Annotated in this window: 19 protein-coding genes; 1 reads left to right on the forward strand and 18 read right to left on the reverse strand. The window is 30.0% G+C overall.

All coding sequences use genetic code 11. The features are described from left to right. Window positions 1-260 precede the first annotated feature (260 nt). The 12 genes from EII29_RS08105 to rpiB all read right to left on the reverse strand — a co-directional run bounded on the left by EII29_RS08105 (window position 261) and on the right by rpiB (window position 13,160). Window positions 261-1,496: an aminopeptidase gene (locus EII29_RS08105; protein WP_125237027.1), complete on the reverse strand. Its 1,236-nt coding sequence runs from the start codon at window positions 1,494-1,496 to the stop codon at window positions 261-263. Window positions 1,497-1,787: 291 nt separating this feature from the next. Next, on the reverse strand, window positions 1,788-3,146 hold the full coding sequence (locus EII29_RS08110; protein WP_125237028.1) for a PTS ascorbate transporter subunit IIC: 1,359 nt from the start codon (window positions 3,144-3,146) through the stop codon (window positions 1,788-1,790). 11 nt (window positions 3,147-3,157) lie between these two features. Continuing rightward, on the reverse strand, window positions 3,158-3,442 hold the full coding sequence (locus EII29_RS08115; RefSeq protein WP_125237029.1) for a PTS sugar transporter subunit IIB: 285 nt from the start codon (window positions 3,440-3,442) through the stop codon (window positions 3,158-3,160). A gap of 4 nt (window positions 3,443-3,446) precedes the next feature. Then, a complete protein-coding gene (locus EII29_RS08120) occupies window positions 3,447-3,884 on the reverse strand; it encodes a PTS sugar transporter subunit IIA (RefSeq protein WP_233573292.1) in 438 nt (145 codons plus the stop codon). Beyond that, entirely contained in the window at window positions 3,881-5,896 is a 2,016-nt protein-coding gene (locus EII29_RS08125) for a BglG family transcription antiterminator (RefSeq protein ID WP_125237030.1), read from the reverse strand. Before EII29_RS08125 ends, EII29_RS08120 begins: the two co-directional genes overlap by 4 nt. A gap of 398 nt (window positions 5,897-6,294) precedes the next feature. Next, the gene (alsB, locus tag EII29_RS08130) at window positions 6,295-7,278 is read right to left on the reverse strand and encodes a D-allose transporter substrate-binding protein (protein WP_125237031.1); all 984 of its coding nucleotides are present in this window, start codon (window positions 7,276-7,278) and stop codon (window positions 6,295-6,297) included. A gap of 45 nt (window positions 7,279-7,323) precedes the next feature. Further along, on the reverse strand, window positions 7,324-8,235 hold the full coding sequence (alsK, locus tag EII29_RS08135) for an allose kinase (protein WP_125237032.1): 912 nt from the start codon (window positions 8,233-8,235) through the stop codon (window positions 7,324-7,326). Window positions 8,236-8,250: 15 nt separating this feature from the next. Continuing rightward, a complete protein-coding gene (gene alsE, locus EII29_RS08140) occupies window positions 8,251-8,931 on the reverse strand; it encodes a D-allulose 6-phosphate 3-epimerase (protein WP_125237033.1) in 681 nt (226 codons plus the stop codon). Between the two features lies 1 nt (window position 8,932). Further along, the gene (gene alsC / locus EII29_RS08145) at window positions 8,933-9,886 is read right to left on the reverse strand and encodes a D-allose ABC transporter permease (protein ID WP_125237034.1); all 954 of its coding nucleotides are present in this window, start codon (window positions 9,884-9,886) and stop codon (window positions 8,933-8,935) included. After that, on the reverse strand, window positions 9,886-11,415 hold the full coding sequence (locus tag EII29_RS08150; protein WP_125237035.1) for an ATP-binding cassette domain-containing protein: 1,530 nt from the start codon (window positions 11,413-11,415) through the stop codon (window positions 9,886-9,888). Before EII29_RS08150 ends, alsC begins: the two co-directional genes overlap by 1 nt. A gap of 14 nt (window positions 11,416-11,429) precedes the next feature. Next, window positions 11,430-12,434, reverse strand: a complete 1,005-nt coding sequence (locus tag EII29_RS08155) for a LacI family DNA-binding transcriptional regulator (protein WP_125237036.1) — start codon at window positions 12,432-12,434, stop codon at window positions 11,430-11,432. 294 nt (window positions 12,435-12,728) lie between these two features. Then, complete coding sequence (gene rpiB / locus EII29_RS08160; RefSeq protein WP_125237037.1) at window positions 12,729-13,160, reverse strand: ribose 5-phosphate isomerase B; 432 nt, start codon at window positions 13,158-13,160, stop codon at window positions 12,729-12,731. Between the two features lie 582 nt (window positions 13,161-13,742). Between rpiB and EII29_RS08165 the strand changes: the two genes are divergently transcribed. Further along, window positions 13,743-13,961 carry a hypothetical protein gene (locus EII29_RS08165; RefSeq protein WP_125237038.1) on the forward strand — a complete coding sequence of 73 codons (219 nt, stop codon included), beginning with the start codon at window positions 13,743-13,745 and terminating at the stop codon, window positions 13,959-13,961. 455 nt (window positions 13,962-14,416) lie between these two features. Here EII29_RS08165 and EII29_RS08170 read toward each other — a convergent pair whose 3' ends face one another. Genes EII29_RS08170 through EII29_RS08195 form a run of 6 tightly spaced genes read right to left on the reverse strand, consistent with a single transcriptional unit; the run spans window position 14,417 to window position 20,318 of the window. After that, entirely contained in the window at window positions 14,417-15,352 is a 936-nt protein-coding gene (locus EII29_RS08170) for a transketolase family protein (protein WP_125237039.1), read from the reverse strand. A gap of 3 nt (window positions 15,353-15,355) precedes the next feature. Continuing rightward, a complete protein-coding gene (locus tag EII29_RS08175) occupies window positions 15,356-16,165 on the reverse strand; it encodes a transketolase (protein ID WP_125237040.1) in 810 nt (269 codons plus the stop codon). Between the two features lie 21 nt (window positions 16,166-16,186). Then, the gene (locus EII29_RS08180; protein ID WP_125237041.1) at window positions 16,187-17,455 is read right to left on the reverse strand and encodes a PTS ascorbate transporter subunit IIC; all 1,269 of its coding nucleotides are present in this window, start codon (window positions 17,453-17,455) and stop codon (window positions 16,187-16,189) included. Window positions 17,456-17,481: 26 nt separating this feature from the next. Next, the gene (locus EII29_RS08185) at window positions 17,482-17,766 is read right to left on the reverse strand and encodes a PTS sugar transporter subunit IIB (protein ID WP_125237042.1); all 285 of its coding nucleotides are present in this window, start codon (window positions 17,764-17,766) and stop codon (window positions 17,482-17,484) included. Beyond that, window positions 17,741-18,238 (reverse strand): PTS sugar transporter subunit IIA, encoded by a 498-nt coding sequence (locus EII29_RS08190; protein WP_233573293.1) that lies wholly within the window; start codon window positions 18,236-18,238, stop codon window positions 17,741-17,743. The genes EII29_RS08185 and EII29_RS08190 overlap by 26 nt, the downstream gene beginning before the upstream one ends. Next, window positions 18,222-20,318 (reverse strand): BglG family transcription antiterminator, encoded by a 2,097-nt coding sequence (locus tag EII29_RS08195; protein WP_125237044.1) that lies wholly within the window; start codon window positions 20,316-20,318, stop codon window positions 18,222-18,224. The genes EII29_RS08190 and EII29_RS08195 overlap by 17 nt, the downstream gene beginning before the upstream one ends. Between the last annotated feature and the right edge of the window lie 67 nt (window positions 20,319-20,385).

Consider the following 20,385-nt stretch of genomic DNA (forward strand, 5'->3'; position numbering starts at 1 on the left):
TGTAAACCATTATTACTCCTTGAACTCCAAGTTTGACTATAAAACTTTTAATTTTCAAAAAATTCATTTTATTTGGAAAGTAACTTACTTCATTTAGATAACTTTATTTCTCTAATCAGTATAACTCATATTTTCAAAAAAATTCGAATGTAAGAAAATCCGAAATATAAGCTGAAAATAAGGGGCTCTAACATGGAAAAATTCTCCAATAAGTCCTTTATTATTTTATTATTGTTATGTTCACTTATAAATTCCATTCTTTAAAATGCCCAGTTTCCTTTTCTGAACACAGGTTCCCTCGTACCGTCTTCATTTATTCCGTCAATATCCATTTCAGAATCTCCTATCATAAAATCCACATGAGTTATCGACTGATTCAAATGAGCTTTTTCAAGCTCCTCCTCATTCATATTTTTTCCTCCCTCAACATTAGTAGGGTATGCCGCCCCCAATGCCAAATGATTTGATGCATTTTCATCAAATAATGTCTGATAATATAAAAGTCCTGAATTTGAAATAGGGGAATCATGAGGAACAAGGGCTACTTCTCCTATACTCTTTGCTCCCTCATCCGTTTCCAAGAGCTGTTTCAAAATATCGTACCCTACTTCAGCTTCAAAATCAATAACTTTTCCGTCTTTAAAAGTCAGTTTAAAATTATCAATAATATTTCCTTGATAAGATAACGGCTTTTTATTTGAAACATATCCATTTATTCTATATTTATCCGCTGCGGTAAATACTTCTTCAGTAGGCATATTCGGCATAAAATCTATCCCTTTAAGATTTTTACTTCCGGCTGCAATCCATATATGATTTTCAGGTAATCCTACTGTCAAATCAGTTCCTGATGTCTTATAATGTAAAGCCCTGAACTTTTTCTTATTAAGATAATCAGCTTTTTCAGATAAAGTTTTATGATGTTCTTCCCACGCTTTTAGAGGATCTTCTTTATCAATTCTCACTGTTTTTAATATAGCATCCAGCAGCTTTTCCTGTGCCTTTTCAACATCAATTTCTTCAGGAAATACAAGTCTTGCCCAATCGGGAGAAGGATAACTCGCTATTGTCCATGAATTTGCATCTGTCATTATACGAGAACGATAATATTTAAAGGCTTCTCCCATATTTTTAGCATAAACTCCCAGCTTTTTCGCTTCTATTCCTGAAAAAAGATTTGGAGAACTACTCAAAATATGTATAAATACTACATTATCATCCAAATAGTCGTTTCTTTCATCTATAGCCCATTGAGGTACATAAGAATACACTTCTGTGGACTGATATTCAGCATGCATACGTGAAAGCCTGTCATCGGAAAGCTTTATATGAACGTCACTCGCTCCTGATTTATATGCAAATTCAGTTACTTTATAAACTAAAGGAAGTGAATCTGTAGTACAATTTATCCACACTTTCTGATCTTGTTGAATATTTGCACCTACTTTTACTATCACCTCTGCATATTTTTCCAATTTTAAATCCAAATTTTCCATAAATAATTCGTATGATTAATTCTAAATAATAACCATACTTCTCCTCCTTATTACTAAATATTTACGTTTATTAAGGACAACGTATAATCCTCAGATGTTTTATAATGCCTTAATTATAATAGACAATTTTTTCTGAGAACAGTATAACATAAAATCGGAAATTTCCAAAACTTTGATTATTTCAGAACAAAATAAAAAATGTAAAATTAATAAGAAATTTTTTTAAATTTCAGATCAATTAATTAAATAAATTTCGTATTTAATTTTTTCCTAAAATGAAAAATATTCAAATCAACTATTATTTATCACTTTGGATTTTATCTTTAAAAAGTTCGGGATAATAAGAACTATAGTAATTATAATCATAATTAAATATATTCCCGAATGACCAGAAAAACTATTCACCATTCCAAGTAAAATTCCTATAAGAGTAAAATCCACATCTCCAAATGTAGTATTTACAAAGCCAAGTTTACCAAGTACAGGCAACAATGCCGCAGGTAAAAATGAAAGCAGAAGTCCGTTTACAAATGAACCTATTACAGCTCCTCTTTTACCTCCTGTGGAATTCCCATAAATACCTGCTGTAGCACCACAGAAAAAATGTGGAACCAATCCCGGAATAATTAAGATTCCTCCTGAAATTCCAAGTATTAGCATTCCTACTATTCCTCCTATAAAACTGAAAATAAAACCTATTATTACAGCTGTCTGTGCAAATGTGAAAAATACTGCACAGTCAACTGCCGGAATACTGTCAGGAATTATTTTTGTGGCAATTCCTTGAAATGCAGGTATAAGATCAGCCAGTATCATTCTAACTCCATTGTATACAATAGCTACTCCCACTGAAAATTTTAATCCCAACATTATCAAGTACAAATACGGTGAAATTCCATTTGACAAAGTTTCAACATATGTATTCCCTGCGACTATTCCTGCTATCAAATAAAACATTGTCATTGTAATAGCTGTGGCTATAGTTGTATTTCTCAAAAATCCCCATTTTTCAGGAATTTTCATATTTTCAGTAGTATTTTCAACATCACCTACTTTTTTTCCTATCCATGCGGAAATATAATAGCCTAAACTTCCAAAATGTCCCATAGCAATTTCTTCACCATCAGTGACTTTTAATGTATATTTCTGTCCTATTGCAGGAGATATGGCACTCCATGTTCCCAAGAAGAACCCTCCAATAAATATTAAAAGAATATTTGAAAATCCCATGGCACCTAATACTGCTGATAACAGACATGCCATATAGAAACTATGATGCCCTGTTAAAAATATATATTTATATTTTGTAAATTTGGCTACCATTAAATTTATAAACAATCCTACAACAAGGATAAGCATTGTTTCCTTTCCAAGCAAATTTTGAGCTGCAGCTACTACAGCTTCATTATTCGGAACAACCCCCTTAATATTAAAACCTTTTTCAATCATTTTTCCTAAAGGCTCTAAATTCATCACTATAAATTCAGCTCCTACCCCTAACATTATATATCCCAATATAGGTCCTAAAGTTCCAATCAAAATTTTATGTCTCGGTTTTCGGAGAGCAGTTAATCCGACAAAAGAAACTATCCCGAGTAATATAGCAGGCTGACTTAAAATATCTCTCAAAAATATTAATATCTCTTTCATATTTTTCTCCTTTATCCTTTATAATATTTTTTCATACTTTCTAATATATCTTCTTTTATTTTCTTTTTATTAGTATAACTTCTTGTGACAATTATTTTCTTATTTTTAGGAAATTGTTCCGCTATTTCCTTTACCGTAATTATTACATCTGCTTCCTTAGACAATGCTCCGTTAAGGTCTGATGATTCGACTGAGACATTATTTATTCCCTCCTCCCTGCACAATTCTTCTATTTTCATTGCAAGCATCAGACTGCTCCCTATACCGTTTCCACAAACAGTTAAAATTCTCAACATATTATTACCTCCCATTTTTTATGATTTCTTCTATTTCAGTAGTTGTTCCTGCATTTAAAATTTTTTCTATTTTGTCATCTCTGTCAAGAAATAGCGATAAGTCTTTCAATATTCCAATATGTTCTTCTTTATCCCGTGCAGCAAGAATGAAAATAAGATATATCTCCTGTTCTCCATATTTAACAGGATTATCCAACTTCAGCAGTGACATTGAAGTTTCTTCTACTCCATTTTCAGGTCTTGAATGAGGCATAGCAATTTTATCTGTTATCACAATATAAAATCCCATTTTTTTTATATCGTTTATCATTGCTCTTATATAGCTTTCTCTTATTTTATTTTTTTTCAATAATGGAAAAGCAGCTATTTTTATACTTTCTTCCCATGTTTCTATTTTTTCCATTATAGTTATATTATCCTTTAAAACCCTGTCTAACATCATATTTCCTCCAAATATCGATATACTTCCTTTGTATTTTTACATTTCATTAAGTTTTTCATTAAGTTTTTCCGTGTTATCAAATCAAATAAAAACTTTATTATTTCCTGTCGATTTTCTTTTTCTTTTATAGCAAAACCTATAAATATGTTTACTTTTTTTTCATTAGGAAGAAAAACCGGCTGTTTACATATAAGTAGCAAAATTCCGTTTTTTAACACATTTTTTGAAATGTTTCCATGAGGAATCGCAATACCCTCTTCAACCACAATATATGAACCAAATTTTTCTACAATATCGAGCATTTCACAAATATATTCTTTTGTTACATATCCTTGCATACACATATATTTTCCTACAGCTTCTATCCCTTCTCTCCAATTCATTTTCCTATCTGAAATTATTATGTCCGAATAATTTATAAAGTGACTGATTTTGTTACTTAAAGGATCTATATCATCAAATATACTTTCTCTAAATCTCCTGTTCAGTATTATCCGCAGATTTTCTTTATTATTATTATTATTTTCCTCTATAATTTTCAGCAATTCCGACATCAAAATCTTATTTTTTCTTTTGGAAATACCATATTTCATCATTTTATTGATATCCTTTTCTTCTAACAGAGGATTTATCTTTAAAATCGGGATTTTATAAATATTTTTCAATTTCGGAGTTGTTAAAATTAAATCTGCTTTAATATCCGAATTTAAAGTTTCTTCCAATTTATAATAAGGAATTACAGCTGAAATCTCCACATTAAAATCTTTTTTTAATTTCTGCTCCAATAACCTTGAAGTTCCTTCTCCCAGACCGCAGACTAATATTATTTTTTTCTTTGCATTTTCACTATTTCTTTCAACAGATGCTTTAAAATGATAACCAAGCAATGCTATTTCATCTTCAGGAAAAGAAATTCCGATTTCTTTTTCTATAACTTTCATTACTTTTTCACTAATTTTCAAAATAGGATCTCCATTTTCAATTAATTCTCTGAATACGGGATTGGATATGTGTATTCCTCTTTTTATCCTGTATATTGTCGGCTTTAAATGATAAATCAAACATTCATATAAAACTTCGTCTTCGTTTACGGACAAATTTGCATATTGGAAAAATTTTTTCATAATTTTTCTTATTAAAATTTCTTGATTCAACCAATTTTCAAGATTAAGACTACTAATTGTAACTCCCATTAAAAAATCAACAAATTTTATTATTGAATTTTTATATAAAACTGCAATTCCATTTTTTATTAAACTATTTTCTATTATTTTAAATTCTTCTGTTTTTTCAATAAACAGAAGGGACTGTTTTTCTTTTTCTATTTTTTCATCTTTTATTACAAGCAGATATGAGTACAAAATTTTATAAGCTTCATCTCCGATATTTAATTTCAATTTTTCATTTATATCATACAGAAAATCTGATATTTTTTTTTCTTCTGCTTTTTCATTATTAAAAATATACATTTTCTTTATAAATTCCGAATACATCTTTTTTTCTTCTTCGTATTGGAATAGAATTTTTTCAAGTTTTTTTATTTTCATCCATTCCATGTTTTCGTGATCCTTATATTCAAGATAATATCCAAAATTATTTTTATAAAGAATTTTTATTTTTTTTCTATTTAAAATATTTTTCAAAATTCTAAAATCTTTTTTCAACGTAGTTTTAGAAACTTCCAATTCCTGAGATATTTTTTTTAAATTTATATTTTCTTTAAAAAACAATATAAATTCTAAAATTCCTATTCTTTCCTCTCTGTCAAATTTTCTCATACTTTTAATTACGGAATGTACATTTTCAAAGTTCTGGTTATTATCAAAACATATTGTTTTTCCTTCCTTTTTTACTTTTTTTAATTTCATATTTTGAAGAAAAACATTTATATTCTGTAAGTTGTATGAAAAAACTCTTTTATTTATTTTATTTTTTTCAAGAATATCATTTTCACATATATTTCCATTTTTTATTAATTCTTCCAAAATTTTGATTTCCCTATTGTTCAGCATTTTTACCTCCCATTACATTTATACCCCTTTTCATACTATTTTCAAGATAAAGTTTTTTTACCGTTATTTTACAAAAAGTTTCCCCTCAAAACTGTAGAGTTTTTTATAAAAACAGTCGACTTTCTTTCCATGAATATCTGTCGCATCTTCCACTCCTGCTACCTATCACTTCAAAACATTAATGTCGAAGAATATTTGAAATATTAAACTAAAAGCCAACATTTAAATTATTTCAATAAAAAAACATGAATGAGCATCCAGAAAAATAACTATTTGAGCAAAATAAATTTATTATTTTTAATAAATGGAGTTTTTTTAAGTACGAAATAATCTTATATAAAAATAGAGGACTCTTTTACAGAAAATTTCTGTTAATTATGTCCTCTTCATTAATATAATTATTCTGTAACAAGCTTTGATTCTACCGGAACTTCTTTCGGAACTGTATCTGGAGATATTTCGGGTTTATTTTTTATAGCTTCTAACAAAATCTTGAAACTTTCCGCTCCAATACTTGAAGAATCCTGTGCAACTGTTGCACTTAACCCTTTTTGCTTTATTGATTCCAATGCTTCAGGTGCACCGTCAGTTCCTACTACTATTATCTGATTTTGTTTATTCGCATTTATGACAGCCTGTAAAGCACCAAGTGCCATTGTATCATTTGCTGCATATATTGCTTTCAGATTAGGATATTTCTGGATCAGATTTGCAGCAAGATCAAGAGCTTTCGATCTGTCCCAGTCTGCCGGCTGACTTGCGACAAGTTTTATTTTTGAATCAGCTTTAAATATTTCAGTAGCTCCCTGTTTTCTATATTCTCCTGAAGCATTTCCCGCTTTCCCTTCAATAATTGCCACTTCTCCTCCTTCAGGCAATTTACTTACAATATATTCAGCTCCTTTTGCTCCCACTTTCACATTATCTGTTGTAACAAATGCCAGTACACTTCCTCCTGATGCTTTTAATTGGTTCATATCTATTTTTTCATCGATATTTACTACATAAATACCTTTTTTATTTGCCTCGACAATTCCCTGTATTAAATTTACGGGCGATAACGGTGCCACTCCTATTGCTTTATATCCTTTTCTCATTAAATTTTCCAGAAGTTTCAATTGCTCCTGTACATCCTCTTCAGAGTTCACAGCAAAAATATCAACCTTTACTCCTTGAACCGCAGCTTCTTTTTCAATTCCTTCTTTCATGCTTACCCAGAAAGGATTGGATAAAGTTTTCAGAATAATTGCAACTTCAGCTTTTCCTGTTCCTGTATTAGACTTTCCGCTTTCAGACTCTTTAGCTTCTTTTTCTCCTCCACCGCATGACGCTAACAAAAGCACTCCTAGAAGCACTAAAATACTTTTAAAAAATTTACTCATACTAATTCCTCCTATAAAATTATATTTTTAATTTTCATGTATTATTCATAAATTTTGTTCCACATAATTCCTTATGTAGTATGCAGCGCCTAAAATACCGCTTTTCTGATCATGTTTTGATATAATTATATTCATATCTTCTGCCGGATAGGGCTTTCTCACTTTTCTATAAATTGCCTTTTTTAATTCTTCAATGGGAAAATCTTTCATAATAGGAACTCCCCCTGCAATAATAATATAATCAGGATCAAGAATATTAATTTCCGTAGCAATCGGTACTGCCAAAGAGTCAATAAAATTTTTTATAATTTCAGTATTTCCATAATTTGTAAAAATATTATCTATATTTAAACCCGAAAAATTTTCTTCTACAATTTTTTTTAAAACTTTTCCTGAAGCATGTGCTTCAATACATCCGATATTCCCGCAAGCACATTCTTTCTTTGAATTCAGGACAGGAATATGCCCGAGTTCTCCTGCAACGCCATGTTTCCCTTCAATAATCTGACCGTTTATATAAATGGCATTTCCAAATCCTGTACCTATATAAAGACCAATTGCTATTTTATCTTTTCCTATATTATTTTCTTTTATGTCTTTTAATATGAGAAAATTTACATCTTTATTTATATACACGGGAATATCCAGTTTTTTTTCAAGAGTATCCGTTATATTAATATTATCAAGATTTTTTATATTCGGCGTAGAATATACATATTTCTTATCTTTACTGACAATTGACGGAAAGCCTATTCCTATACCTTCTATTTCATTTTTATAAACATCTGTATAATATTTTATATTCTCAAGTAGATTAGTTATAAAATCACCTTTTTGCAACTCGGTAATTGATTTTATTTGAAAGTCTCTGATTTCACGATTTCGAGAAACAAGTCCTATTCTGAAATTTGTTCCTCCTATATCTATTCCCAAAATATACTCTTTATGTTCTCTCATTGTAAGCTCCTTTGTCTATTCAGAAGTTTCTCTGTTAAATATTTCAATCATTTTATCCCATGCATCTGTAAGACTGTTATCCAGATTAAATAATCCGGAACTTCCTACTATGAAAACTTCTCCTCCTGCTTTGACCAGTTTTCTGAATGTCTTTTCATTACATGAACCGTCAATTTCAATTATATATGAATAACCGTTTTCCTCTTTCAAAGTTTTCAATTCCTTAATTTTTTCCAGCATTTCAGGTATAAATGGCTGGCCGGCAAATCCAGGATCTACTGTCATAACTGTTATTTTGTCTACTAAATGTATGTAATATTTTATCCATTCCACGGGAGTGGCAGGATTTAGGACTACTCCTACCTTACAACCGACATTTTTTATTTTATTTATAATTCTGAATGCATCTTTATTGATAGTTTCCGCATGGGGAGATATATATGCCGCTCCTACTTTTCCAAGCACATCTATATAATCTCCGGGAAATTCCGTCATTAAATGAACATCAATAGGTAACTTTGATATTTTATTCAACTGTTCCACAAAAAAAGGTGACAATGTTATATTTTTTACAAAATGACCATCCATTATATCTACATGATAAAAATCTGCTCTTTCATTTAATATATCAACCTGCTCTTTAAATCTTGTCAAATCCATACACATAAGTGATGGTGAAAATCTTACTTTTTCCATATTACTCTCCTTTCTTTTTCCCTCCGAATATTTTATCTATTGTAACTGCAAGGATAATAAGTCCTCCCATTACAATCTGCTGATAATAAGTAGGTACAGTAAGCAGATTAAGACCGTTACTTATAACTCCGATAATAAGTCCTCCCATTACTACACCGAATATTTTACCCTTTCCTCCGAAAAAGCTCGTTCCTCCAATAATAGCGGCAGCTATTGCAAATGTTTCAAAACCTGCTCCTGCTCCCGGTTCTGCTGCTCCTACTCTTGCAGTTGAAACTACTCCGGCAATTCCTGCACATGCCCCTGAAATAATAAAAACAATAAGAGTATGCAATTTTACATCTATTCCTGAATACCATGCAGCCTGTTTATTTCCTCCGAGGGCATATATATTACGTCCCAGTTTGGTTTTTGAAGTTATAAAACCGAGAATAAATGCCACTGTTACTGCTATAATTGCAGGTATAGGTATTCCTATTATTCTTCCTGCTACCATTTTTGTGAATACAGGAGGAAATCCGAATATAGAATTTGCATTGGATATTATCAGCGTTATTCCCTTTAAAATCGCCTGAGTTCCCAAAGTAATTATAAAAGGATGAAGTTCAGTCACATTTACAAGAAATCCATTTAACATCCCTATTAATGCTCCTGCCAGAACTCCCCCTATAAGTATTGCAAAAACAGGATTCATACCTGCTATAAGAAACTTTCCTGTCAACATTCCTGTAAGGGCAATTACCGAACCTACGGACAAATCTATCCCTGCTATTAATATAGCAAAAAATTCTCCACATGCAATTAGAATATTTACCGAACTCTGTAATATAATTTGAGTTATATTGTCAAAAGAGAAAAACAGTGCAGGCTGGCCTATTCCAAATACAACCATTACTATAATTAAAATTCCGAAAGTTCCATATTTTTGCCATAATATATTAAAGCCCGATTTCATTATTTCACTCCTTCACTTGTTAATATTTGCATTATAGCTTCTTCTGAAGCTTTTTCTATAGGTAAAATTTCTACTATTCTTCCTTCCCTAAAAACTGCTATTTTATCGCAAACAGCAAATAATTCAGGCATTTCAGACGAGATCATCATTACGATTTTTCCTTCATCTGATAACTTCCTTATAATAGTGTAAATTTCACTTTTACTTCCTATATCTATGCCTTTAGTAGGTTCGTCGAATATCATTAAAGATGAATCTGCCATTATCCATTTACTTAAAATAACTTTCTGTTGATTTCCCCCTGACAACTCCGTTATATTTTGATTTATTGAGGTACATTTTATATTCATCTGATTTTTACCTTTCAGAGCATATTTTTTTTCTTTTTCATTATCAATAAGTCCCCAAATCCCCTTTAATCGTGATTTTTTTATAAAAGGAAGTATCGATATGTTCTGTTTAATATCAAAATTATGGAAAAACCCCATTTCCCTACGATTTTCAGTAACAAATCCCATTCCTTTTTTTATTGAATCATATTCATTTTTAGGTACCGAATTTTCTCCGAACATAGTTATACTTCCTTTTTTTATCGGTTTTACTCCAAAAATCGCTTCCATTAATTCACTTCTTCCCGAACCTACGAGACCTGCAAATCCTAAAATCTCTCCTTTATGAATTTTAAATGAAACGTCTTTTACTTTTCCATCAACACGGGTCAGATCATTTACTTCAAAAATTACTTCTTTTTTATCCTGTTCCGTGTTGTTTGAATCATATCTTGATTTTATTTCCCTTCCTACCATCATTGTTACAAGGTCGTTTATATCTACATTTTTTACATCTCTGTTTCCTACATCTTTACCGTCTTTTAAGACAGTAACCGTATCTCCTATTTCTTTCAATTCTTTAAGTTTATGGGAAATGTATACAATTCCTTTTCCCTCCAGTTTTAATTGTCTTATAATTTTAAAAAGATGATTTGTTTCAGTTTCAGTCAAAGATGTGGTAGGTTCGTCCATTATTATTATATCTGCATCGGAAGCAAGGGCTTTGGCTATTTCCACTTGCTGTTTTTCACTTATTGTCAGTTCTTCTACAAGAGTATAGGGATTTTTATCCAACCCTATTTTTGCCAGAATTTTTTTCGTCACATTTTCCATATATTTATAATCAACCGTTTCTATTCTGAGTACTTTTTTTACCGGTAATTTTCCTACAAATAAATTCTCCTGAATGGATAATTCATTTATTACACTTAATTCTTGATAAATTATACTGATTTTGTTTTCAAAAGAAAGTTTCGGAGTAAGAAATTCATAATCTTTTCCATTTATAACTATTTTTCCCGAAGTCGGCTGATAAACTCCGCTTAAAATCTTCATAAGAGTTGATTTCCCCGCCCCGTTTTCTCCTAATAGTATATGAACTTCTCCTCTATTTATTTTAAAAGAAATTTCATCTAAAGCCGTTACTATCCCGAATTTCTTCGTAATATTTTTCATTTCCACTAACGGACTTCCCTTCATACCATCCCTCCTTTTTAAATTTCCGTACTTTTTCGTCTAATAAGATTAACAGGTATTTTTATATTTTTTACATTACTTTTTCTTAACAGTATTTTATCCATAAGAAGTTCTACTGCCAGTTCTCCCATTTTCCATTTATTCTGATTTATAGTTGTAAGAGGTATTCCTGATATTTCACATGCTGATATGTTGTCAAAACCGACTAATTTCACTTCACTAGGTATTTTTATTCTTCTTTCATTCAATGCCATCATTGCTCCTAATGCCATAGTATCATTTGTTGCAAAAATTCCGTCAAAAATTTCTCCTGAATCAAGAAGTTCCAGAGTTTTTTCCTTAGCTTCTTTGTAGCTTATCACAGTCATGTCACAAAGCAGCTGCTCATCAAACTCTATTCCGTAATCTTTTAATGCTTTTAGAAATCCTAAATACCTTCTATGAGCTGAAGATATTTTTCTTATATCCTTCATTATAGCTATTTTCCTACAACCTGCCTGTATCAGTTCCTGTGCTGCCAGATATCCTCCATGGAAATTATCAGATTCGACATACATTTCTTTATTATCAATATATCTGTCTATATAAACTACAGGAATTTTTAGCGAACGGATTCCACTTATAAGTTGTACTCCTCCTCCGATGTATATTATCCCGTCTACAAACTGTCCTATGAGATTGTTCAACTGTCTTTTTTCCGTTTCAAGATTTTCGTCCGTATTACATACAAAAACTGAATAATCGTATTTTATTGCCTGTTTTTCCACTGCTTGTATAATTTTTGCAAAAAACTCATTACTTATGTCCGGTACAATAACTCCTATTGTCTGAGATTTTTTCGTTCTCAGACTTCTTGCATTTACATTCTGCTTATAAGAATTACTTTCTATCAGCTTTAAAATTCTCTTTTCGGTCTCTTCAGAGTATCCTCCTTTTTTGTTTATTACTCTGGAAATTGTCGCTATCGATACTCCTGATAATTTTGCAAGTTCTTTAATAGATATTTTTTTTTCTTTTTTCATACTATCCCCTATTTTTTAGTAAACGTTTACGTTATTCTTTTATAAATTATACCTCATCTTTTCAACTTGTCAATACAAAAAAATAATTAAAAATAAATTTATTTAATAATACAAATAAAATAAAAAACTGTAGTATAAGTTTGAAAAAATATTCATTTACATACTTTATCGTTTTCTTTAAAATTAATAAAACAAAATTTTATAATTTCAGAAAATATATGTCTATATACACTTAAATATTATTTTCAACTTATAAGACAGTTTTTCTTTACATTTATTTTTCTTTAATTGCAATTATATATTATCTAACATATCCACTCTTTTCTGATGTCGTCCCCCTTCAAATTCTACTGACAACCATTCTCTGACAATCATTTTTGCCAGTTCCGACCCCACTACTCTTGAACCAAAAGCTAATATATTAGTATCATTATGCTCTTTTGACAGTTTTGCCGAATAAGGCTCGCTACATACAACTGCCCTTATTCCTTTCACCTTATTTGCCGCTATTGAAATTCCGACACCCGTTCCACACATAATTATTCCGCAGTCAAAATTCCCCTTTACAACTTCTTCTGCAACTTTTACTCCATAAACAGGATAATCCGTCCTTTCGCTTGAATAGGCTCCAAAATCTTGTACGTCATATCCTAACTCTTTTAAATAATCAATTATGGTAAGCTTCAGTTCCAAGCCCACATGATCACTTCCAATGGCTATTCTCATATTTTTATTTCCTTTCATTATTTTTTCAATTAAGAAATCGTTTACGTATTATTATACAACATATAAAAATAAAATTTCAATCTTTTTTCCTTATTTCTTATATTTTGAATTTTTAAATTGCATTATTTATAATATAAAATTACTCTGATTTTATAGAATAAAATCTTTATAAAATATATTCTATACATTTGAAATCTCATTTTTTAAAAATTATTTGATTTTTTGATATAATATATTTATAAAAATATTATTCAAAATAAATTTAAAAACTTTTCATTATTTTAGATACTTTAACTTATAAAAATCCGCTTTAAATATTTTATTCCACCATATATCTTAAAAAGAAAAACTGATAAAAATTCGCTCTTAAACCACCTCTTTATAACCATACAGGATAGAAAAAAATGTTTGGGAAATCCTTATGAACAAGCTATAAAAATAGGATTAGAAAAAAAGCTAAAAATGGAAAATACTATAATTTTAAAAATAACAAGGAAAGAAAGTACTTAAGCAATATAAAGCCTTATTTTCAAAATAATATTTTTACTTATGATAAATTTGAAATTATAAAAGGAGTCCCGGATGATGACATTATGTCAGAACATTACACTCCCTTTATTATATACTAAATATAAAAACAGACAGTTATTTAATGACTATTTTTCCAAAGTTAAGACAGATATAAAGTTTAAAAATACAAACTCTACCGTTTTTGCTAAATATAATGATAGTGAAAAACCTAAATTCTTTGAAATAAGTCTTAGAAGAACATATAAAAATTTGGGAAAGACTGTCTTTTAAAATAAGCTCACTTTTAAATTTCATCTATTTTATAAGCAGTAAAATTAACTTTTCTGTTAAAGTAATCTTATAAACCAAAATTAATTCTCCAATTGTAAGCAGTGTATTTTTATTATTATCTTTACTAAATTCCATAATTTGATATATTTCTATATTTTATGAAAAATTCCTAATATAAAACAATAAAATTATGAAGGCAGTAATAAACCCTCATAATTTTATTATAATAGAAAAACTTCCATTTCAAAATAATTTTGCTATTTTTCATTCTTTTTCATTCTTTTTTATCTCTTTTTTCTTTCTATAATTTTTAGAAAACACATCACATTTTTCCTAAAATTTTTTATAGAGAAATTATAATATATGCAGTACACAAAATAAAAATGTATAGAGTTCGTATTTTGAATTTTTTCTATCTTTTAAAACATCTTTTTTCTTTAAAACAATTCTTTCCTTTAAAATGTCTCTATTATTTCAACTATACTTTTTCCTGATAAACCATACTTTTCTTTTACGACTTCCGTCTTTCCCGACTCGGTAAATTTATCCTGTACCCCTATTCTTCTTAATGGAATCCTCACTACACTTTCTCCGACTATTTCCGAAATCAATCCCCCTAATCCTCCATTAATCGTATGATTTTCAATTGTTAAAATACCTTTCATTCCTTCCGCTTCCTTCAGTACCACTTTCTTATCCACCGGTTTTATACTCCTTATATTTAAAAGTTTATTTTTATACCCTTTTTCTTTTAAAAGTTCAAATCCTTCTATTGCCTGTTTTGCCGCAGTTCCTTCAAAAATAAGTAAATAATCATTTCCTTCATTAAATAACATTTCTGAATTTCCCTCGTTAAAGTCTATTTCCTTTTCGTGTATTACAGGAACAACATCTCTGGCTACTCTTATATATATAGGTCCTTTTATTTCCACAGCCCTTTTTATTGCACCTTTTAAATCTTCCAAATCAAGAGGATTAAATACTTTCAGATTAGGCAAAACCCTTGTCAATGCAATATCTTCAAGAGCGTGATGAGAAGCTCCGTCAGATCCGTTATCCATTCCCGAATGTGTTCCTATTATTTTTATATTCAGATTTGCATAACAGGACTGACGTAACTGTGTCCATACAGTTCCTGTTCCGAAAATTGCGAAATTTACATAAAAAGGTACAAAACCTTCTGTCGCAAGTCCGGCAGTTACTCCCAATGAATTCTGTTCCGCTATACCCATTTCGAAGAATCTTTCCGGAAATTTTTTCTGAAATTTGTGTGTAGTTACCGATGAAGCCAAATCACTGTCTATTACAACTATTTTATTATTTTTTTCAGCCTCTTTTATGAGTATGTCTCCTATATAATCTCTCGGTGAAATATATTCATACTTTTTCATTATTTATATCCCCCTTTCAATATCCTGTATCGCAATACTGTATTCTTCATCGGATATAGCACTGCTATGCCATTTCGGATTATTTTCCATAAAGCTGACACCTTTTCCTTTTACAGTATGGGCAATAATAAAAACAGGAGTTTTCTTTGATTTTTCAGAATATTCCAATGCCTTTCCTATTTCTTCAAAATTATGCCCATCTATTTCAAGAACTTCCCATCCGAAAGCTTCAACTTTTGATTTTACAGGCTCCAAATTCATTATTTCATTCACATTGCTTTTTGAAGATAGTTTATTATAATCCAGAAAAACAGTCAGATTATCCAATTTATAATGCGAACCGCTCATTAGAGCCTCCCAAATTTGTCCCTCCTGCATTTCTCCATCCCCTATGACAACATAAACTCTACTGTCATCTTTCTTCAATTTTTTTCCCAAAGCCATGCCCACTCCTATTGATAATCCCTGACCTAAAAGACCTGTATTGGCATCAATTTCAGGAATCTTATTTCTATCGGGATGTCCCTGAAGTCTCGAATTTAAAGTTCTGAAAGTACCTGTTTCTTCCTGAAATATAAATCCCAAATCAAGAAAAACCGCATATAATGCAGGTGTTACGTGACCTTTGGATAAAATCAGTCTACTCCTGTTTTCCTTGTTGAAATCTATTTTATAATTATATAAATAATTCAATATATCTATACAGGATAAAGAACCTCCCGGATGTCCCGCTTTAGCTTTGTAAACCATTTCTATTATGATTTTTCTATACTTTTCGGATTTCTTTTTTAAAAATTCCAAATCATATTTCATAATTCTTTTTCATCTCCTTTATTATCTTCCCAACATTTTTCCTAAATAATAAATTACGAGCCCTAATACTACAAAATCCGTTTCAGGAAAAGTCGTTCCTTTCAGTCCTATAATTTCCATAATAGGATACAACATTGCAGGTCCGACAGCTATTAAAATCCCTGTTACAAATCCTCCTGCAACTGCACCTTTCCAACCGCCGGTAGCATTTCCAAATACTCCCGCTGTGGCTCCTATAAAAAAATATGGAATTGCCACAGGAATAATTACCGTCATTCCTGCCATTGCCAATAAAACCATACATAACAGTCCGCCTACATAAGCTGAAAGAAATCCTACTACTGTCGCAGTCGGTGCATAAGGGAAAACTACAGGACAATCCAATGCAGGCTTAGCATTAGGTATAAGTTTTTCTGAAATTCCTACAAATGCCGGAACTATTTCCCCTAAAAGCATTCTTACTCCTGTAATAATAATGTAAAGAGAAGCGGTAAAAGTTAAGGATTGGAACAGAGGATAAACAAACCAACTTACTCCTCCTGACAATGATTCAACAGCTTCCTTTCCTGCTGCAAATGAAGCTATATAGAAAAATACAATTATTGAAATGCTGACTGAAACGATATAATCTTTAAATATGGAAAGCCAGCCCGGTAATTTCAGTTTTTCAGTGCTTTCTTCAGCATTTCCGACTTTTTCACCTAACCATCCTGACAATGCATAAGCAATAGTTACATAATGTCCCATTGCTATATCGTCATTTCCCGTCACTTTACGCATATAAGGCTGTGCCAGTGCAGGATATAATGCTGCAGCTATACCGAGTATAACTCCCCCCAATATAACAGTAACAGTATCATTCAGATTCAATGCTTTCAACACAACCGTCAGCAGCGCTGCCAGATATAAGTTATGCTGCCCTGTAAGAAAAATATACTTGAATTTTGTAAATCTGGCTACTAATAGATTACATAAAAATCCTAAAACCATTATTAAAGAAACGACTGTTGCAAATTTTGTCTGTGCCAGTGCCGTTACAGCTTCAGCCAAAGGCAGAACCCCTTTCAACCCGAAACCCTTACTGAACAGCTTCTGAAAATTATCCAGTGCCGTCACTGCAATTCCTGCTCCTCCTGCAAATATTAGAAATCCTACTATCGCTTTTAATGTTCCCGTTATAATCTTTTCAGGAGATTTTTTCTGTAAAGTCAATCCTAACAGTGCCATTAGTCCCACTAATATAGGTGCCGATCCTAACAAGTCAAATACTATGATTTTCATTAGTTCCATAATATCCACTCCTTATTTTATATTTTTTACAAATTATCATTTTCATTAAAAAATTTTTCTATTTTTTCTTTCATCTCATTTTTATTCATAAGATCATTTATTCCTATTACATATTTCCCTTCATCTTCCAACTGTTTCACTAAGTCCGCCATTGTTATAATACAGTCCACATTATAATTACTCACTGCACTTAGCACATCGTGTTCCAACTCCAATGGAAAATTATTTTCCCCTATAACCTGCTCGAGTTTTATCCTAAGCATCATGCTGCTTCCCATTCCTGTCCTACAAACAACCAGTCCTCTTTTCATCAGAATCATCTCCTATATTTTCAAAATTAATTAAATATCTGTGTATAATATTTATATTTTTTCCGGTGTTACCTTTACACTTTTCAGCCAGTTCAAAAATTTTACCGTCTTCCACTACTTTTGTAATAAATCTTATAAGGCTAATGTGTTTTTCAGAGTCTAATGCCATTAAAAATATCATATATTTTACAGGATCATTTTCTTTATTACCGAAATTTAAAGGTTTCCTCAATCTTACAAAACTGAATCCATTTTTTCTAACTCCTTCATCAGGACGCACATGTGGAAGAGCTATTCCCTTTGTAATAATATAATACGGACCCTCTCTTTTGGATATTTTCAAGAGACTCTCTATATATTTTTTATCTATATAGCCTTCTTTTATTAATATTTCACCTCCTTTTTCAATTGCCTCCTCCCAATTTTCAGCCTCCAAATCAAGATTTATCAATTTTTTATTTATTTCTTCCATTATCTTTTTTCACCTCATTTCTTATATTGTCTATTAATCTGATTAATGATTTTTCATCCCTTATTTTTTCCGTTTTCTGCCTGAAATCATATTTATCTATCAAATTTATTATATCTTCTATTATTTTTATATTATCTTTCTTTTCCAGTGATGAAAGAAAAAACAAAATTTTAACTTTTTTATTTTCAGGAAAAATTATCGGATATTTCAATACTATAAGTGCCGTTCCCTTGCAATACACGTTTTTATTTATTTCTGCATGAGGTATTGCAACATTTTCAGTAACAACCATATAAGAACCGAAATTCTTTATTAATGATTTTATATCTTCCGAATAATTCATACTAACTTTTCCGTTATTTTTTAAAATTTCAACTCCCTTGTCTATTATTTCTTCCCAACTTTCAATTTTATTTTCTATATATCTTATATTGTGCAAATTCAGATAATCATACAGACTTTCTTTTCTTTTTCCTTCATTATCATTTTTACTGTTATCCGTTTTTACAAGTTGGTTTTTATCAAATAACAAATTTTCAAGAGATTCTGTCAAAGCTTTTTCATTTTTTATTTCTACAAATCCTCTAATACTTTTTAATATTTCAGACACTCCTATTTCCTTTATCTTTTTTTTATTAAAGTAACTGTCAAGTTTTTTTATATCTTCTTCAATCAAAAATGGAGAAACTTTTATAATTTCTATCTTCAGCTTTTCCTGTATACTTTTTTTCAAATTTATAGTCGTTATCATCGCATCATATTCTTTCAGATTTATTTCCGAAAGACCTAAGTATGAAATAAGCTTCAGTTCTTTCAAATCATATTTTTCTTTAAGTTTATACATTAAAATCGTTGTTGTTCCATATCCTCCTGTACACATTAACAAAACTTTTCTGTTCCCCCTATAGTGCTTTTCGGAGATCCGCTCTAGAGATGCTTGAAAATGAACGGCAAATAAGATTATTTCCTCCATTTTAAATTTGATGTCCAATAATTTTTCTATTTTCTTCACTTCTTCCTCTACTACTTTCAATAAATTTTTGTCCAGATGCTCAGATTCATTAAAATATATTTCGGATTCTTCGAGATATATTTTATTTTTAGCTCTGTATATAGCGGGCTTTATATGATTTAAAAGACTTTCCAATAATATTTCATCTTCTGAAAATTTTACTTTTATTTCTTTTTCCAGTTTACAAATCATACTTTTTATTATCAAATTTATTTCTATCCATTTTTCAAACATTTCAGTATTATATGAATAAGAAAAAAATCCCGTCAGATAATCTGCAAGTTGTAGTTTTTCATTTTCATTAAATACTATTTTACTGCTATTTTCTATTAAACTTATATTTTTAAGTATAATTTCATATTCTTTAGTAGACTTTATAAAATCTCTATTTAACATTTTCATATTAATACTTTTTCCGGAAATTATTCTAAAAATACTTATAAGTATGTACGAATAGAAAAAACTGTAAAATTCACTTTTAGGCAGTTTCCCTTCTGAGATTTTTTCTAAAAAAATTTTTACATATTTTTTATTTCCGGAAAAAATATTTTTCCCCATAAATTCCGTCACAATATTGTTATTTATTTTCAGCATCATATTTCCTATATATTTTAGAGAGATCTCTACAAGAATTTTCCGTATTTCCACTTCATCATTAATTTCTGAAAAAGTCCTCCGAAGTTTTTCTTCTATATATTTCAAATCTTTTTTTATTGTTGTCCGACTGACTTTAAATTCATCCGACAATTTTTTTATATTAGTTTTTTCATCAAGTAAATATTTGAAAATTATTAAATCTCTTCTCTGCTCCTGAGACGGTCTTTCCAGTAAAGACAGTATTTTACCGAATTTTAACGTTTCCGAATTTTTTTCTATTGATATTTTTCCTGCTGAATTTAATATTTTACAATTAATTTTATTCATAGATAATAAAAAATTTAAGTTTTCTATTTCATATCTTATTTTCCTGTTATTGATATTCATATAACGTGCTACTTCCTTTAGGGTTTTTCCGGGATTTTTCAAAATATAATTATAAATTTCCACAGTTCTTATATTAATTATCATTTTTACCTCCACTGTCTTATTAAATGATACCTCATTTTAAAAAATTGAAAAGATACACCTTTTGTCT

This window comes from Leptotrichia sp. OH3620_COT-345, from assembly GCF_003932895.1.
GTDB lineage: Bacteria > Fusobacteriota > Fusobacteriia > Fusobacteriales > Leptotrichiaceae > Pseudoleptotrichia.

Coding starts and splice junctions, on each gene's coding strand:
- EII29_RS08105 (WP_125237027.1), bottom strand. CDS start 1,496: ATGGAAAATTTGGATTTAAAATTGGAAAAATATGCAGAGGTGATAGTA.
- EII29_RS08110 (WP_125237028.1), bottom strand. CDS start 3,146: ATGAAAGAGATATTAATATTTTTGAGAGATATTTTAAGTCAGCCTGCT.
- EII29_RS08115 (WP_125237029.1), bottom strand. CDS start 3,442: ATGTTGAGAATTTTAACTGTTTGTGGAAACGGTATAGGGAGCAGTCTG.
- EII29_RS08120 (WP_233573292.1), bottom strand. CDS start 3,884: ATGATGTTAGACAGGGTTTTAAAGGATAATATAACTATAATGGAAAAA.
- EII29_RS08125 (WP_125237030.1), bottom strand. CDS start 5,896: ATGCTGAACAATAGGGAAATCAAAATTTTGGAAGAATTAATAAAAAAT.
- alsB (WP_125237031.1), bottom strand. CDS start 7,278: ATGAGTAAATTTTTTAAAAGTATTTTAGTGCTTCTAGGAGTGCTTTTG.
- alsK (WP_125237032.1), bottom strand. CDS start 8,235: ATGAGAGAACATAAAGAGTATATTTTGGGAATAGATATAGGAGGAACA.
- alsE (WP_125237033.1), bottom strand. CDS start 8,931: ATGGAAAAAGTAAGATTTTCACCATCACTTATGTGTATGGATTTGACA.
- alsC (WP_125237034.1), bottom strand. CDS start 9,886: ATGAAATCGGGCTTTAATATATTATGGCAAAAATATGGAACTTTCGGA.
- EII29_RS08150 (WP_125237035.1), bottom strand. CDS start 11,415: ATGAAGGGAAGTCCGTTAGTGGAAATGAAAAATATTACGAAGAAATTC.
- EII29_RS08155 (WP_125237036.1), bottom strand. CDS start 12,434: ATGAAAAAAGAAAAAAAAATATCTATTAAAGAACTTGCAAAATTATCA.
- rpiB (WP_125237037.1), bottom strand. CDS start 13,160: ATGAGAATAGCCATTGGAAGTGATCATGTGGGCTTGGAACTGAAGCTT.
- EII29_RS08165 (WP_125237038.1), top strand. CDS start 13,743: ATGATGACATTATGTCAGAACATTACACTCCCTTTATTATATACTAAA.
- EII29_RS08170 (WP_125237039.1), bottom strand. CDS start 15,352: ATGAAAAAGTATGAATATATTTCACCGAGAGATTATATAGGAGACATA.
- EII29_RS08175 (WP_125237040.1), bottom strand. CDS start 16,165: ATGAAATATGATTTGGAATTTTTAAAAAAGAAATCCGAAAAGTATAGA.
- EII29_RS08180 (WP_125237041.1), bottom strand. CDS start 17,455: ATGGAACTAATGAAAATCATAGTATTTGACTTGTTAGGATCGGCACCT.
- EII29_RS08185 (WP_125237042.1), bottom strand. CDS start 17,766: ATGAAAAGAGGACTGGTTGTTTGTAGGACAGGAATGGGAAGCAGCATG.
- EII29_RS08190 (WP_233573293.1), bottom strand. CDS start 18,238: ATGGAAGAAATAAATAAAAAATTGATAAATCTTGATTTGGAGGCTGAA.
- EII29_RS08195 (WP_125237044.1), bottom strand. CDS start 20,318: ATGATAATTAATATAAGAACTGTGGAAATTTATAATTATATTTTGAAA.